The sequence below is a fragment of the Streptomyces sp. NPDC090108 genome, assembly GCF_044747185.1.
Lineage (GTDB): Bacteria > Actinomycetota > Actinomycetes > Streptomycetales > Streptomycetaceae > Streptomyces.
Genome location: NZ_JBIVDQ010000001.1, coordinates 679,987 through 694,779, shown reverse-complemented (window position 1 = coordinate 694,779; position 14,793 = coordinate 679,987). Strand labels below are relative to the sequence as shown.

General features: G+C 71.5%; 15 protein-coding genes and 1 pseudogene. 6 read left to right on the top strand and 10 right to left on the bottom strand.

Annotated features, from left to right (window positions below):
* Positions 1 to 75: 75 nt before the first annotated feature.
* Positions 76 to 648 carry a DUF6542 domain-containing protein gene (locus ACIPRD_RS03000; protein ID WP_401559381.1) on the bottom strand — a complete coding sequence of 191 codons (573 nt, stop codon included), beginning with the start codon at positions 646 to 648 and terminating at the stop codon, positions 76 to 78.
* A gap of 197 nt (positions 649 to 845) precedes the next feature.
* On the opposite strand from ACIPRD_RS03000, the gene ychF reads away from it, so the two are divergent.
* Positions 846 to 1,934, top strand: a complete 1,089-nt coding sequence (gene ychF / locus ACIPRD_RS02995; protein WP_356409359.1) for a redox-regulated ATPase YchF — start codon at positions 846 to 848, stop codon at positions 1,932 to 1,934.
* A gap of 253 nt (positions 1,935 to 2,187) precedes the next feature.
* Here the strand turns inward: ychF and ACIPRD_RS02990 are convergent, their stop codons facing one another.
* The 3 genes from ACIPRD_RS02990 to ACIPRD_RS02980 form a co-directional block, all read right to left on the bottom strand.
* Complete coding sequence (locus tag ACIPRD_RS02990; protein ID WP_401559378.1) at positions 2,188 to 2,628, bottom strand: pyridoxamine 5'-phosphate oxidase family protein; 441 nt, start codon at positions 2,626 to 2,628, stop codon at positions 2,188 to 2,190.
* A gap of 52 nt (positions 2,629 to 2,680) precedes the next feature.
* The gene (locus ACIPRD_RS02985; RefSeq protein WP_356409366.1) at positions 2,681 to 4,210 is read right to left on the bottom strand and encodes an MFS transporter; all 1,530 of its coding nucleotides are present in this window, start codon (positions 4,208 to 4,210) and stop codon (positions 2,681 to 2,683) included.
* Between the two features lie 97 nt (positions 4,211 to 4,307).
* A complete protein-coding gene (locus tag ACIPRD_RS02980; RefSeq protein ID WP_356409369.1) occupies positions 4,308 to 4,793 on the bottom strand; it encodes a MarR family winged helix-turn-helix transcriptional regulator in 486 nt (161 codons plus the stop codon).
* A 576-nt stretch (positions 4,794 to 5,369) separates the two neighbouring features.
* Between ACIPRD_RS02980 and ACIPRD_RS02975 the strand changes: the two are divergent.
* Positions 5,370 to 5,564 (top strand): annotated as a pseudogene (locus tag ACIPRD_RS02975) (ATP-binding protein); the annotation flags it as partial.
* Positions 5,565 to 5,710: 146 nt separating this feature from the next.
* On the opposite strand, the gene ACIPRD_RS02970 reads toward ACIPRD_RS02975, so the two are convergent.
* The 6 genes from ACIPRD_RS02970 to ACIPRD_RS02945 form a co-directional block, all read right to left on the bottom strand.
* Complete coding sequence (locus ACIPRD_RS02970; RefSeq protein WP_401559374.1) at positions 5,711 to 6,118, bottom strand: type II toxin-antitoxin system VapC family toxin; 408 nt, start codon at positions 6,116 to 6,118, stop codon at positions 5,711 to 5,713.
* Positions 6,115 to 6,390, bottom strand: a complete 276-nt coding sequence (locus ACIPRD_RS02965) for a hypothetical protein (protein ID WP_356409374.1) — start codon at positions 6,388 to 6,390, stop codon at positions 6,115 to 6,117. The genes ACIPRD_RS02970 and ACIPRD_RS02965 overlap by 4 nt, the downstream gene beginning before the upstream one ends.
* A gap of 320 nt (positions 6,391 to 6,710) precedes the next feature.
* Entirely contained in the window at positions 6,711 to 6,992 is a 282-nt protein-coding gene (locus ACIPRD_RS02960) for a hypothetical protein (RefSeq protein ID WP_401559372.1), read from the bottom strand.
* A gap of 56 nt (positions 6,993 to 7,048) precedes the next feature.
* Positions 7,049 to 8,206, bottom strand: a complete 1,158-nt coding sequence (locus ACIPRD_RS02955) for a hypothetical protein (RefSeq protein WP_401559369.1) — start codon at positions 8,204 to 8,206, stop codon at positions 7,049 to 7,051.
* A gap of 49 nt (positions 8,207 to 8,255) precedes the next feature.
* Complete coding sequence (locus tag ACIPRD_RS02950) at positions 8,256 to 9,731, bottom strand: M14 family zinc carboxypeptidase (protein WP_401559366.1); 1,476 nt, start codon at positions 9,729 to 9,731, stop codon at positions 8,256 to 8,258.
* Between the two features lie 13 nt (positions 9,732 to 9,744).
* Positions 9,745 to 9,906 (bottom strand): hypothetical protein, encoded by a 162-nt coding sequence (locus tag ACIPRD_RS02945; protein ID WP_356409387.1) that lies wholly within the window; start codon positions 9,904 to 9,906, stop codon positions 9,745 to 9,747.
* A gap of 47 nt (positions 9,907 to 9,953) precedes the next feature.
* On the opposite strand from ACIPRD_RS02945, the gene ACIPRD_RS02940 reads away from it, so the two are divergent.
* The 4 genes from ACIPRD_RS02940 (at position 9,954) to ACIPRD_RS02925 (ending at position 14,612) form a co-directional block, all read left to right on the top strand.
* Complete coding sequence (locus tag ACIPRD_RS02940; RefSeq protein ID WP_401560029.1) at positions 9,954 to 11,333, top strand: HesA/MoeB/ThiF family protein; 1,380 nt, start codon at positions 9,954 to 9,956, stop codon at positions 11,331 to 11,333.
* A 230-nt stretch (positions 11,334 to 11,563) separates the two neighbouring features.
* Positions 11,564 to 12,826 carry a hypothetical protein gene (locus ACIPRD_RS02935; protein ID WP_401559363.1) on the top strand — a complete coding sequence of 421 codons (1,263 nt, stop codon included), beginning with the start codon at positions 11,564 to 11,566 and terminating at the stop codon, positions 12,824 to 12,826.
* 332 nt (positions 12,827 to 13,158) lie between these two features.
* Positions 13,159 to 13,410 carry a hypothetical protein gene (locus tag ACIPRD_RS02930; RefSeq protein ID WP_356409393.1) on the top strand — a complete coding sequence of 84 codons (252 nt, stop codon included), beginning with the start codon at positions 13,159 to 13,161 and terminating at the stop codon, positions 13,408 to 13,410.
* A gap of 14 nt (positions 13,411 to 13,424) precedes the next feature.
* Positions 13,425 to 14,612: an SPFH domain-containing protein gene (locus tag ACIPRD_RS02925; protein ID WP_356409396.1), complete on the top strand. Its 1,188-nt coding sequence runs from the start codon at positions 13,425 to 13,427 to the stop codon at positions 14,610 to 14,612.
* Positions 14,613 to 14,793 lie beyond the last annotated feature (181 nt).

Genomic DNA, 14,793 nt, shown 5'->3' with positions numbered 1-14,793 from the left:
GGGTCGGTCCTCTCGCGGGCCGGGAGCCGGGTCCTGCCGCGGGCCGGATCGTCGGTCCTGCGGCGGCCCGGGTCGTCAGGCCTGCTGCCGCCGGCCCCGTACCCACCGCACCCGGCGGACCAGCACGATCACCGTGGCGATCAGCGTGCCCCCGTACAGCCAGCCCGCCTGGGTGGCGAGCCCGGTGAACAGCCCCATCAGCCGGCCGAGCAGCCCGGCGCCGTCGTCGGCGACCGGGAAGAGGCCGGCGGTGAAGGCGATGGGCAGGCACACGGGGGCGGTCAGCAGGTCGTTGCCGCGCACCCACAGGGCCGTCAGCACGCACACCGGCAGGAACAGCACCCCGTACACGGGCAGGGACCCGCCGAAGAGGAGCTGGTCCAGGAAACCGAGCAGCAGCATGGCCACCGCGCAGAACAGGCCGCCGCCGAGCCCGGTGAGCCGCGGGTTCGGCAGCCGCGGCGCCGGCTGGGCGGGCGGCGCCTGCGGCCGTCCGTCCCGTACCCGGCGGACGGCGGGCCGCCGCGGCTCCGGTGCGGGCCCGCGCGCGCCGGAGGGGCCACGCCGCGCCTGGGGCGGCAGGGGCGCGGGCCGCGGGTCGCCGCGCCGCTGCCCGTCGTTCGGGGGTCGCGTCCTGTGTTGCTCCACTGGACCAACTTAGGTCGGTTTATGTGCCGAATCACCGACCAGACACGCCGGTGGGCGGAGCACGGCCGGGCGCGCCGGGGCGCGCGACGGTCCCGCGAGCCCGTCGCGGCGGAAGCCGTAGACTGGTGGATCGGCCAGTGTCTGCAGTGTCTCCTGGCCCTGAGCCCCTGGCCCTCTCATCTACGGGAAGTCGCAACGTGTCGCTCACGATCGGAATCGTCGGCCTGCCCAATGTCGGCAAGTCGACCCTGTTCAACGCCCTGACCAAGAACGACGTGCTGGCGGCCAACTACCCGTTCGCCACGATCGAGCCGAACGTCGGCGTGGTCGGCGTCCCCGACGGCCGCCTGGCCAAGCTGGCCTCGATCTTCAGCTCCGAGCGCGTCCTGCCGGCCACCGTCGACTTCGTCGACATCGCCGGCATCGTGCGCGGCGCCTCGGAGGGCGAGGGCCTGGGCAACAAGTTCCTGGCGAACATCCGTGAGTCCGACGCGATCTGCCAGGTCATCCGCGCCTTCAAGGACGAGAACGTCGTCCACGTCGACGGCAAGGTCTCGCCGAAGGACGACATCGAGACGATCAACACCGAGCTGATCCTCGCCGACCTCCAGACCATCGAGAAGGTCCTGCCCCGCCTCCAGAAGGAGTCGCGGATCAAGAAGGACGTCGCGCCGAAGGTGAAGGCCGTCGAGGAGGCCAAGGAGATCCTGGAGAAGGGCGACACCCTCTTCTCCCAGGGCATCCTGCAGGGCACCGAGCGCGCGGAGCTGCTGCACGACCTGCACCTGCTCACCACCAAGCCGTTCCTCTACGTCTTCAACGTCGACGAGGACGAGCTGACGGACGAGGACTTCAAGAACGAGCAGCGCGCCCTCGTCGCCCCGGCCGAGGCGATCTTCCTGAACGCCAAGCTGGAGCAGGACCTCGCCGAGCTGGACGAGGAGGACGCGATGGAGCTGCTGGAGTCCGTCGGCGCCACCGAGCCCGGCCTCGCCACGCTCGCCCGCGTCGGCTTCGACACCCTCGGCCTGCAGACCTACCTCACGGCCGGCCCCAAGGAATCCCGCGCCTGGACCATCAAGAAGGGCGCCACCGCCCCCGAGGCCGCCGGTGTCATCCACACCGACTTCCAGAAGGGCTTCATCAAGGCCGAGGTCATCTCCTTCGACGACCTGGTCGAGACGGGCTCCGTCGCCGACGCCCGCGCCAAGGGCAAGGCCCGCATGGAGGGCAAGGAATACGTCATGCAGGACGGCGACGTGGTGGAGTTCCGCTTCAACGTGTAGCAGGTGATATAACACCACGTCACTGATCTGGCAAACATGCAGGTCAGATGGGGTCCGATCTTTCGAGGTCGGGCCCCTGACTTTTTCCCGTGCTGGGATGGTGCTGGGAAACCTGACCTCTCGTCACCCGTCATCCCCCCTGCTCATTCGTACCGTGCTGGGATCACGCTGGGATGACATGAAGCGCCCGTGCTGGGTCGTGGACCGTGAGGTGCGGTCGGGTCATTCGCGATCCGGCGTGCGCACTGATCTCTCAGCTCTGGGAGGGGATGTCCAGGGCGGTCCCGTACAGGCGGGATACCCGGATCTGGATCACCACGCGCCGGTCGGGCAGCGGCTGCTCGCCGGGGGCCGCCCTGTCGGCCGGGTCCACTATCTCCGCCTCGCCCTCCGCTACGGCGAACGACCAGACGTCCGGGCCGCTGACGTGCAGCGAGGTGTGCGGGTCGTGGCGTAGCTCGCGGACCTTGAGGCGGTCGGCGGTGGAGGAGACACGCAGTACGCGCTCCTCGGCGTTCCAGTCGTAGAGGACGGTCGACAGGTGCGGGTGGCCGGTGCTCCTGACGCTCGCGAGTACGCCGAACTGCTGCTGCCGTAGCAACTGGGAGAGCTGCTGATCGGTGAGTACGCGGGGGGCCGGACCGTCGTTCTGGGTGGTGCCGGTGGTGACCTCGGTTGTGGCGTTCTCGCTCATGGGATCAGACTTTCGGTGGTCGAAGTGAGGTGGGGTGAGGCGAGCGGGCGGGTCAGACGGCTGGGGGGTGGGCAGCGGGAGCCGACGTGTCGACGGCCGGCTCCTGGACAGCCCGGTGCTCGGGCTCCTCGGCGGCCTGACGACCGGGCCGGTGCAGCATCGTGAAGGCGACGGCGAAGGCGGTGACCAGGAGGCCCGCGCCCACCGCGAAGGCCAGGTGGTATCCGCCGGTCAGGGCCTCGGCCGCGGTCCGGCCGTCCGCCGCGAGGCTCTCCGTGCGGGAGGCTGCCAGGGTGGAGAGGACGGCGACACCCAGGGCCATGCCGATCTGCTGGGTGGTGTTGAACAGGCCGGACGCGAGACCGGCGTCCGCCTCGTTCGCGCCGGACATTCCGAGTGTGGTCAGCGCCGGCAGTGCGAGGCCGAAGCCCGCGGCGAGCAGCATGACCGGGAGGAGGTCGACGGCGTAACTGGCCTGTACGGGGACGCGGGCGAGGAGGGCGAGGACGCCGATGAGGAGCGTGATGCCCGCCAGCAGGACCTTGCGCTCGCCGAAGCGTGCGTTGAGGCGGGCGGAGACTCCCAGGGAGACGGCGCCGATGACGGCGGCTGCCGGGAGCATCGCGAGGCCGGTCTCGGCGGCGCTGTATCCGAGCACCTTCTGGAGGTACAGGGCGACGAGGATCTGGAAGGAGAAGAGCGCGGCGACCATCAGGATCTGGACCAGGTTGGCGGCGGAGACGCTGCGCGAGCGGAAGATCCGCAGCGGCATCAGGGGGTCCTTCGCGGTGGCCTGACGGACGAGGAACGCGGCGAGCAGTACGGCGGCGAGGGCGCCGAAGCCAAGGGTGCGGCCCGAGGCCCAGCCGTACTCCTCGACCTTGACGACGGTGTAGATGCCGAGCATCAGACCGGCGGTGACCAGAACCGCGCCGAATACGTCCGCGCCCGCTTCAAGGCCCGAACCGACGTCACCGGGAAGGACCTGTACGGCGATCGCCAGGACCGCGATGCCGATCGGCAGGTTGATGAAGAAGATCCAGTGCCAGTTGAGCACGTCGGTGAGTACGCCGCCGAGCACCTGACCGATGGACGCGCCCGCCGCGCCGGTGAAGCTGAAGACGGCGATGGCTCTGGCACGCTCCCTGTGCTCGGTGAACAGGGTCACGAGGATGCCCAGGCCGACGGCGGAGGCCATCGCGCTGCCGATGCCCTGGAGGAAGCGGGCGGCGATCAGTACGGCGGGAGAGGCCGCGACACCGGCCAGCGTCGAGGCAACGGTGAAGACAGCGGTGCCGGTCAGGAACATGCGCCTGCGGCCGATCAGGTCGCCGAGCCGGCCTGCCAGCAGGAGCAGGCTGCCGAACGCGATGAGGTAGGCGTTGACCACCCAGCTGAGGCCGGCGGGCGTGAACCCCAGGTCGTTCTGGATGGCCGGCATCGCCACGGTGACGATGGAGCCGTCGAGGGTGATCATCAGCATTCCGGTGGCGATGACCCCGAGGGCGAGTCGGTGTGCGTGCGGGGCGGCGGGAGTGGCGGCAGTGGCGGGCGGCGACGTGGTGTCGGATGCGGCAACCATGCGGTCTCTCCTGTCAGTTGAGTCGACGAAGAGACCGTAGCAGATGGTTTTGTTGCGGACTACTTTTTGGGCCTTGCTCTGACCTTCGCCTCTCCGGTCACCTGGGCTGGCGTGCCCGGCGGGCGGCGCGCGGCGCCTCGACGGGGACCGCCAGGTCGTCGTCGACCAGGCACTTCAAGGCCCGCAGGAGGGACTTCCTGTCCCCCTCGGGGAGCGTGGCGAGGGCGTCGCGGTGCACGCGGTCGACGATCTTCTGACTCCGCCCGGCGACGCGGGCGCCCTCGTCGGTGACGGCGATGATCCGGGCCCGCCGGTCCGTACTGGAAGGGCGGCGCTCGGCCAGCCCCGCCTTCTCCAGGGCGTCCACCGTCACCACCATCGTGGTCTTGTCCATGTCGCCGATCTCGGCGAGCTGGATCTGGGTGCGTTCCTCCTCCAGGGCGTGGACGAGCACGCAGTGCATCCGGGCGGTCAGGCCGATCTCGGCGAGAGCGGCGGACATCTTGCTCCGCAGGACGTGACTGGTGTGGTCGAGGAGGAACGACAGGTCCGGTTCGGTGCGCGCGGGCGTCATGGCGGTCATGCCTGCCAGAGTAGAGCGATTCGATCCGAGGCGGATTATCCAGAAGAGATCTTAATGGGGCAGGGTAGGCCACATCGCCCAGGCCGGCGCTACCGATGTCGAGGGCGCCCATACCGTGCGCGACGTACGGCCGGTCCGCATTGACGACCGGACGGCCTTCATGCCCCACCAGGTCTGCCCCCCCGCCTGACGCGGGCAGTCGAGTACGCATCCAACAGCGGTGATTCCGGCATCGCAGCCCCTGTCGACCTGATCGTCGATATCAGCCTCGCGATCGGAACCGACTGCGAGTGTGATGCCGCGGGTCTCCCGACTCGGGCTGCTCGACGAAGCCGCCGAGAACATGGAGAGGGCGTCAAGACCAGCGAGTGCAGCATCTGCCCGTGCGGATGAGCGCCACATCCAGGACGCAGAGGGCGCGAGGATCTCAGGCGTTCTGTGGCGATGCCTGATTCTGTGACCGCATAGATCGCCGGGTCGTTCAGGCAGCGGCGGCGATGGGGCGTCCGCCCCGGCAGATGTGTTGCTCGCTGCGGACGCGCGCCCGTTCCTTGCGTTCGACGGCCAGGGCGTCGCAGTGGCGAGCGGACCTTCACCAACATCGCCCGTGCATCCGGCGGGATCGGGGCCACGCCGCTGCAGCGGCTCACGGACAAGCGGATCGTCGCCGCGGAGCCGCCCGTATCGCTGCGTCCGTCGAAGGATCGCCGCTACCGGGTGACAGATCCCTGCCTACGGTTTTGGCTGCACCTGCTCGGCCCCTCCATGGAGGGCCAACCGGGGCGCCCGCAACACGATGGCCGACCACTTCTTCACCGATGGGCCGGCCATCAACTCGATCATCCTCGCTCTCGCGGACGCCTTCTACGAAGCAGCGGTCGATCAGCAGGTGAATTCAAACTGAGTAGACGCCGAGGTCAGACGTCCTTGATCTGTACTTGGTCGCCGCACAGCTTCGACCAGTCGTCGCGGTCCGAGGTCAGTACGAGGACGGGTGCCGGGGAGCGGAGCGCCATCGCGGCGACGAGGGCGTCGATGGCGTACTTGTGGCCGTGTAGGCCGCCGGCATCGCTCAGCAGCTGCACCGCGGTGAGACTGTCCGCCTGAGTGACGTCTTGGACCTGAAGGCGAGAGAGAAGCCAGTTCAGCCGGGCGGTATCCGTCTTCCCATAGACGGCCTCCACCACCGTCAGGGCCGACACGAGGACGGGTACGCCTACGCGTCGAGCGGCCTCGGTCCGGGTGATCGTCCGGCGATCGTTGCGCAGCAGCAGCGACAGCGCCTGGGAGTCGAGCACGAGAGACCTGGCCGTGGGCTCTTTCATGCGGCGCTGTCGTTCGACGCGTAGGGCGCCGGTGCGTCACCAAACAGTTCGCTCTGCGCGGCCTGGATTTCGGCCTCGCTCAGCGGCTCGTGCTCGGCTTCGTAGGCGGCCACGATCTCGGCGAGGCCGTCCATGGCGAGCTGATGCCGGACGGCCGCCGTCACGTACGCGGACACGCCGCGCTTGCCGGTACGGGTGCGCAGAGCACCGAGGAGTTCGGAGGGCATCGACACCGAGATGTTCTCCGTGCCGCCGGGGCGGGGTGACTTCATGGCCGCAAGTCTAATACAGAGAGTATTACAGCGTCTGAAGTATCGCGCGGTCTGCATCTGGGGCGGGCGCTGACGCGTAGTCTTGGCGCTCCTGGATCTTGTTGTATTTTGCAGTGAATCCCGTGCTGGGACGGTGCTGGGATGTGCCCGCATAACCGCAGGTCAGGCCGGTTGTGGTGGAGTTCCGCTTCAACGTCTGACGTCTGGTCGTACGCACCGTACGCACCGCACCAGGGACCGGCTCGTCGGGGGCCGGTCCTTTGTTGTTTTCCGGGAGGGGGCCGGGGGCGGGGCCGTGTTCTTCGGGGCGGCTTTGGTGGTCAGTCGGTGGTGCCGATGTGGGAGGCGCTGGCGAGGAAGGGGCCGGCGGCCTTGGTCCAGGATTCGCCGCGGGCCAGGGCCGCCGCGCCGTCGGTGCGCAGGGAGTCGACCACGGGGGTGAGGAAGTCCGTGTGCCAGTGTTCGACGGCTTCCGGTTTCAGGCCGATGGTGTCGACCGCCTCGCGCACCCGGCTCTCCAGGACCGCGACGCCCTGGTCCAGATCGGTTCCCGTCCATTCGTCCACGTGCTGGGCTATCAGGGCCCAGGAGATCCTGATCATGCGCCGGATCATAGGGCCCTGGGCCGGCGGCCGGGGTGGAGTATCCGTACGCCGGGCTACCTGAGCAGCGGGTCGAAGGAGGCGTCCTCCTCTTCGGCGGTGTACGGGAGGAAGCCGTCGGCGGTGGTGCGGGCGGCCGTGGTGAGGAGGCGGTCCAGGACGTCCTGGACCGTGGCCGGGGGCAGCCGCAGCGCGGCGAGGACACGGTCGCGGACGGCGGGGTGGTCCGGGTGGTCCGCCAGGTGGTCGGCGCCGAGAGCCGGGGGCCGGAAACCGGCCAGGGCGTCGTGCCAGGACGGGAGGACGACGGCGAGCGTCAGCGCCTCGGCGAGGGACTCGGCGAGCAGGGAGGCCCTGCCCTCGGAATCGGTGTAGAGGACGGGGCGTGAGGCGCCGGGAGCGGCCGGTCCGCAGAGGTAGTGGGTGCCGCCCGCGTTGCAGCCGGCGACCGGTTCCACCGGGAGGCCGTTGGGCAGGGCGACCGTTTCGATCGGGTCGGTGCGGGCCACGTCGAACTCGCCGGCGCCGGCCAGGAGGGCGCGGGCCTCGGGGTGCGCGGCGATCCGGTGGAGCAGGGCGCTCTCCCCGTACGCGTCCGGGTTGAGGGCCACCGCGATCGCGGGGGTGAGCGGGTGTCCGGCCAGGACGTGGCGGACGGCGTCCAGGGGGACCGGGCGGTCGTAGTCGAAGGCGAAGTGCTCCTGGACCGCCTCGGGGGAGCGGTCGGTGAGGAGGGTGAAGAGGAAGCCGGAGCCGTCCGGGTCCTCGCTGCCGGGCGGGAACACGATGGACGAGCCGGTGCGCCAGGCGGTGTCACCGGTCTCCCGCCAGACGCAGGCGGTGACGCGTGTGATGCCGAGCTCCTCGTCGCGGAAGGCCGGGTGGTCCAGCAGCGGACGCAGCGGGGCGGGCACCTCGTCGACGACGCCCGGCCAGACCTCCGCCTCGTCCGTGCCGTACGGGCTCATCCGCGACTCGTGGTCGAAGCCCCGTATGAGCACACCGGCCGGGGAGAAGACGACGGAGAAGTCGTCGCCCGAGGCGTTCGTCATGAGGGCCGCCTCCTCACCGGGGCCCCAGTCGGGGGCGAAGGTGTAGGTGGAGAAGCGCGGATCGTTGCTGATCGTCGCCTCCAGGGTGGCCAGCGCGCGCAGACGGGCGCGGAGTTCGGCGGGGCCGGGGAGGAGGGCGGCGGTCTCGTGCACGGTGCTCATGGCCGTATGGAAGCAGCCGGCACTGACACTCCGGACGCGTGGAGCAGCCTCAGCGTGAGGACTTGAGCGCTGCCTCCGCCGCCGCCGTGACCGTGCGCGTCTGGTGTTCCACCTGATCGCGTACGGGGATCCAGCGCACGCCCAGCGCCTGCTCGAAGTCCGCGCACCACGCGGTGAACAGGCCGTCCAGCTCTTGGCGCAGGCCCGGGGCCGCGGGGTCGTCCGCCGATGCCAGCAGGCGCAGCAGCAGGCCCGCGGCCCGCAGCGGCTGCCGGCGGGCCACGATCTCCAGGGCGGAGACCTGGGCGGTCGTCGGCCGGCGCGGATCGTTTTCGTGCGAGGCCGCGGCCGCCTGCCGCGCGAGGGGTTCCCAGGACTCGGCGACCAGGTCGTAGAGGCCGTCGGCCATCCACTCCAGCACGCGCCGCGACGGATCGTCCCCGGCCGGGGGCAGGAATCCGCGGGCCTTGTCGAGGACGGCCGTCACCTGGCGGCCGCCGTCCCGCACCAGTGCGGAGAGTCCTCGCAACGCGCGTACGGGCTCCGGGTGCGGGGAGACGTCTTCCGCCGAGTCGGCGGCCCACATGGGGACTTCGACGATCGCCGTGACGCCGCCGTACCGCATGGGGGCGCACCAGGTGGACCGTCCGATGTCCGCCGACCCGGCCGCCAGGCGGTCCGTGCCGTCCGGCGGGGGCAGGACGTAGACGCCGGGGCCGGGGTTGTCCCAGTACAGGGCGTCGTACGTGCCGTGCTGGAGCGGTACGCCCAATTCCTTGGCGGACGCGGCGAAGGGCAGGGCGAGTTCGGGCAGGTCACCGGTCAACTGGACCCAGCTGCCGCCGACATCGGTGCTGTGCAGGGAGCACTGGATGAACGGCCGCCGTTCGTCGATCACTTGGAACAGCGCCTGGCTCTCCGGGATCGGTCCGGCGGCGATCGGGGCCCACTCCGGCTGTTCCGCCGCGACCGGGCGGTAGGCGGCGCCGTAGTAGCTCTTCAGGGTGGGGGCCGGGGCCGCCGCCGTCCCGGGCGCCGCGTCCGCAACGGCGGGCACACCCGCGCCCGAGCCCGTGGTCACACTCGCGCCCGCGTTCACATCTGCGCCCGCGATCCCACCCGTGGTCATACTCGCGCCCGCGATCCCACCCGCGCCCGCGATCCCACCCGCGATCGCGCCCGCATCCCCGGTCACACCCGCCGCCTCGCTCAGCGCGGCGCCGTCGGGGTCGAGGCACAGGACGATGTCCCAGGTGACGACGGAGGGGTCGGTCGCGGGGGACCGCCGGTCGCCGCGGGCCACCCGTTCCGCCAGGGCGAGCGCGCTCGCGCCGCCGACCGGCTCGTCGGGGTGCGGTCCCGCGACCGCCAGGGCGTGACGCGGCCCGTGTCCCACCGACAGCATGAGGATCGGACGGCCCGCGCGCGAGGTCCCGATCCGGCGCAGCCGGCCGGTGCCGGGGAACCGGGAGACCAGCCGCCGCGCCGACTCGGTGACCTCCGCGACCGTGAGGTAGCGGTCCATCTGCCTGGTCAGGTCAGGCGCCGCCGTTGCCGCCGCTCTCGCCGGTGGTCTCCTTCTTGTCCAGCGGACGGATCTCGATCTTGTTCGGCATCCCGTGTCCTTCCGGTGGTGGCCGTGCGGTGGAGTAGATCGATGTGCTCTTGTCAGGCTTCGCGCCTGGGGTGACTGTTGTCAACGACCGGTGCCGCCGGAGAAGCCGGTGCTGAGGAGATTGGCGTGAAGATGACGCTGCGAGCGATGCGACGGCCCCGGATCAAGCCCGAACACCGGGCCTACCGCACGGTCGACGGCCATGTGCGGATCGGCAGCGTCGTCCACGGCATCGGCTGCGAGGTCAAGGACCCCGACGGCTGGGTGTGGACGCTGGTCGAGGCCATGGACGGTACGAGGGGTGTCACGGAGGTCGCCGCCGAGGTGTCCCGCCGTCACCCCGGCCTGGGGCTGCCCGCCTCGGACGTCGTCGAGGCCATGGCGGACCTGACCGAGGCCGGGTTCGTGGAGGACGCCGGTGCCGAGCCGCCGGCGGAGTTCTCGGCGCGGCAACGGGAGCGGTACGGCAGGGGGATGACGCTGCTGCGCTGGATGGACCAGCGGCCCAGGGAGAGTTGCTGGGAGCCGCAGGTGCTGCTGAGCCGGGCCCGGGTCCTGTTGGTCGGCGTCGGCGGTACCGGCGGAGCCGCCGCACGGGACCTGGTGGCCTCCGGGGTGGGGCTGCTGCACTGCGTGGACCCTGACGTGGTCGAGCTGTCCAACCTCAACCGGCAGACCCTCTTCCGCGAGGACGACCTCGGTACGCCCAAGGTCGACGCGGCGCTGGCGGCGCTGCGCGCGCTGAACTCGGACACGGTCGTCACCGGCGAACGCCGGGAGGTGCGCGGCCCCGAGGACCTCGCGGCACTCCTGACGGGCGACGCGGACGGGTCCGGCGGTTCCGGGGTTTCGGGGGTTTCCGGGGGTCTCGGGGGACGTGGTTCCGCCGAGGTTCCCGCGCGTTCCGGGGGACGCGGTTCCATCGAGGCTCCCGCCCGTGCCGGGGGACGCGGTTCCGCCGGGGCTCCCGCCCGTGCCGGAGGACGTGGTTCCGCCGGGGCTCCCGCCCGTGCCGGTGACGGACCCGCGTACGACGTCCTGCTGCTCGCCGCCGACCGGCCGGCCGTCATCCGCAGGTGGGCCAACCAGGTCTGCCTGGCGACCGGCACGCCGTGGGCCGAGGCCGGTTACCGCGGCCCCCTCGTGAGTGTCGGGGTCTTCGTGCCGGGCCGGGGCGCCTGCTGGGAATGTCTGCGCATCGCCGAGGCCGAGCGGCGCGAGCTGCGGCTCGGACCCGGTCAGGACGAGGACGCCGCCTCGCCCCGGATGCCGTGGAACCCGGTCAACGCCGTGACCGCGAGCCTGTCCGGCGGACTGCTGGCGCACGCCGCGCTCACGCTGCTGTGCGGCGTCCCGAAGGCCGATCCCGGGCGCCGGTTCGGCCTCAACCTCATGATGCCCGGCGACCCGGTCGACCAGCGCTCGGAGCGGCGCCCCGACTGCCCCGCCTGCGCGGGAACGGAGCCGGCCCGGGCCGCGGCTCCGGCCGGAGGACCGGGAGACCTCACGTGACGGACACGACCGCGCGGGGCGGCCCCCGTAGCGAACCGTCGCCTGACGCCGAGCCGCCGCCCAGCGTTGGACCGTCACCCCGTTCCGAGCTGCCGCCCGGTGCCGAGCCGTCGCCCAGTGCTGGGCCGTCACCCGGTATCGAACCCGCACCCGCTGCCGAGCCGTCACCCGGCGCCGAGCCCTCACCCGGCGCCGAACCGTCCCCCCGCATCGAGCCCTCGACCCGCGTCGTGCTGCACGACCTGGCGGTGCGGCGCGACCGGGACGAGTGGATCGTGGGCCGCATGGCCACCCGCACGTTCGTCGCGCTGCCGGAAGCCGGCGCCCGGGCGGTCGAACTCCTGGGCGGCGGACTGAGCGTGGCCCGTACGGCGCGGACGCTGCGGGACGAGACCGGTGAGGAGTTCGAGATCACGGACTTCGTCAGGGATCTGGCCGCGCTGGGGTTCGTGGCGCGGATCGGCGACCGCGCCGTCCCGGACGGCGAACCGCCGCGCGCGTCGTGGCCGTGGCTGCGCCCCCGTCACGTCCGGTTCGCCCTGCACCCGGCGCTCGCAGCCGTCGTCGCGGTGCTGCTGGTGTCCGCCGTCGTCGCGCTGGTCCGCCGCCCGGCGCTGCTGCCGGGCTACCGCGACCTGCTGTGGAGCCCGCACGGCAGCCTGGTCCTGCTCAGCGGGGCGGCGGCCGGGTGGGCGCTGCTGTTCGCCCACGAGCTGGCGCACCTGGTCACCGCCCGCGCCGCGGGGGTGCCGGGGAAGATGCGGCTGGGCACCCGGCTCCAGTTCCTGGTGATGCAGACCGACATCAGCGGCATCGAGCTGGCGCCCCGCCGCCACCGTCTGACGGCCTACCTGGCCGGCATCGCCCTCAACCTGTCCGTCGCGTCGTCCCTGGTCCTCGTCCTCACCGTGACGGACAGCGGTACGACGGCCCACCGGCTGCTGTCCGCGGGCCTGCTGCTGGCTCTGATGCCGCTGCCCTTCCAGCTGATGGTGTTCACCCGTACGGACCTGTACTTCGTCCTCCAGGACCTCACCGGCTGCCGGAACCTGTACGGCGACGGCCGCGCCTACGCCCGGTACGCGCGACGCCGGGCGGTCCGGGCGGTCCGGGCGGTCCGGGCGCTTCGGCCGGTGAGGGAGGAGAGGGGGATGAGGGAGGTGAGGGAGGTGAGCCCCGAGCGGACGACGCCCGCTCCCGGCATGACCGACCCGAGCACCCTCCTGCCCCCGCACGAGCGCCGGGCCGTCCGGCTCTACAGCGTGGTCCTCGTGGCCGGCACGGTGCTCTGCCTGGCCTTCATGGCCCTCGTCACCCTGCCCGCCGACATCACCCTGCTGGTCCGCGCCGTGCGGGGACTCGGCCCGGGGCACGGCCTCGCGCGGAGCGCCGACTCGGCGGCCGTCCTGATCACGCTGGGCGGAGTCAATGTCCTCTGGGGCGTCACCCGGTGGCGCGACCGCCGGTCGCGCGGGCCTGCGGCAACACCCTGATCACGGCAGGCCGCGACCTCCGGGCCGCGCCGCCGCCGGTTGTGCGCGAACCCTGTCGGGCCAGGGGGTGTGACAGCGCCGGTCGATCATGTAAAAAGGTGCTCCGACCTGCGAAGAACGTCTCAAGAAGGGCTCAAGAGGAGCTCAAGGACGGCCCATGCGGCCGTTCGCGCGCCGCCGCTCGCGCGGCTTGCGCGCATGCGGGGACGGCCCGCCGGAGCGACATGCGTCCACGGGGTGTGCCAGGGGGGACCACCGCGGTGTACGCACCTGTCATGGGCGGGTCTAAGGTCGGAATGACAGGGCCTGAGCGAGATGGGAGGCAGTCGACGATGGCACAGGACGAGGCCGTGATCGGCTGTACGGGGGAGCTGCTCATCGGCACACGAGGATCCGCCGGTCCCGGCGAGATCCTGGTGCGGGTCAGAGGCGGCTCCGAGACCTTCCTCGCCTGGTCGCAGGAGCCCCTGCCACTCGGAGCGACCGTGCTCGTGGTCGAGTCCCGAGGGTGCCGTGAGGTCGATGTCATCGCATGGGGCGATCCGTTGGACACGTTGGGCGGCGCCGCCGCCGACGTCGACTGAGGAGACGAAGCAGTATGTTCGGTTATCGCGTTCCCGCTCCCGACGAGGCGATGCTGATCTCGGGAGGCAGGCGGGGACTGGGGGGCGCACCGTTCAGGGTGGTGACGGGGCACGGCAAGTTCGTGCTTCCGGTCTTCCGCAAGGTCCGCTTCCTCACGCTGTCGATGTGCGAGGCCGAGGTCACCGAGACCTGTGTGACCAAGCAGGGCATCGCGCTGCACGTCCGCGCCGTCATCGCCTTCAAGGTGGGCAACGACAGCGAGAGCATCATCAACGCCGGTCAGCGGTTCCTCTCCGACCAGGAGCAGATGTCCGTCCTGACCGGCCGGATCTTCGCCGGTCACCTGCGCGCCATCATCGGCTCCATGACGGTCGAGGAGATCGTCACGGAGCGGCAGAAGCTCGCGGCCGAGGTGCTGGACACCTCCAAGATGGAGATGGCGAAGATCGGCCTGATCGTGGACTCGCTCCAGATCCAGTCGATCGACGACGGCGACACCGGCTACATCGACGCGATGTCCGCGCCGCACAAGGCCGCCATCCAGCGGCAGGCCCAGATCGCCCAGGCCCAGGCCAACCAGGCCGCCGCCGAGGCGGAGCAGGACGCGGCCCGCAAGCAGGCCGAGTACGCCCGGCAGACCGCGGTCGTGCAGGCGGAGTACTCGGCCCAGGTGGACCGCGCCCAGGCGCAGGCCTCCCAGGCCGGACCGCTGGCGCAGGCGCACGCGCAGCAGGAGGTGCTGGCCGCGCAGACCGAACTGGCCCAGCGTCAGGCCAAGTTGCGTCAGCAGCAGCTGGTCGCGGAGATCGTGAAGCCGGCGGAGGCCGAGGCGGAGCGGGTCAGGATCCTCGCCGCGGCCGAGGCGCAGCGGATGAAGATCCAGGCGGAGGCCGCCGCCTCGTACGACCGTGTCGCCCTGGACCGCATGCTGATCGACCAGCTCCCGCTGATCGTGAAGGAGGCCGCGGGCGGCCTGGCCGGCGCCAACGTCAACGTCCTCAACGGCGCCGACGGTCTCGGTGAGATCGCGGCCGGTCTGGTCGCCCAGGGTCTGACGATCCTGGACTCGGTCCGCAACAACCTCAACGGCCAGAACGGCCAGAACGCGCAGAAGGCTGCCGACCGCACCGAACAGGGCGGCGGACGGCTTGAGTTGCAGGGCCCGAGCGCGCAGGAGCGGGAGCCCGGCGACCAGAACTGACGCTTGCCCGCCCGGACTCCGGCGGCAGCCCCGCCCGGGCTCCGGCCATCATCACCGCCTCCGGCACCGCCCTTCGGGGTCGGTGCCGGTCGCGGTTCCGGCCGGCGTCACCTCGCCCTCACCCCCCCCGCCCGGTGCCCCCGGCCCCCCGCCCGGCGCGCCTCACCCTCCCCCCTCGCGT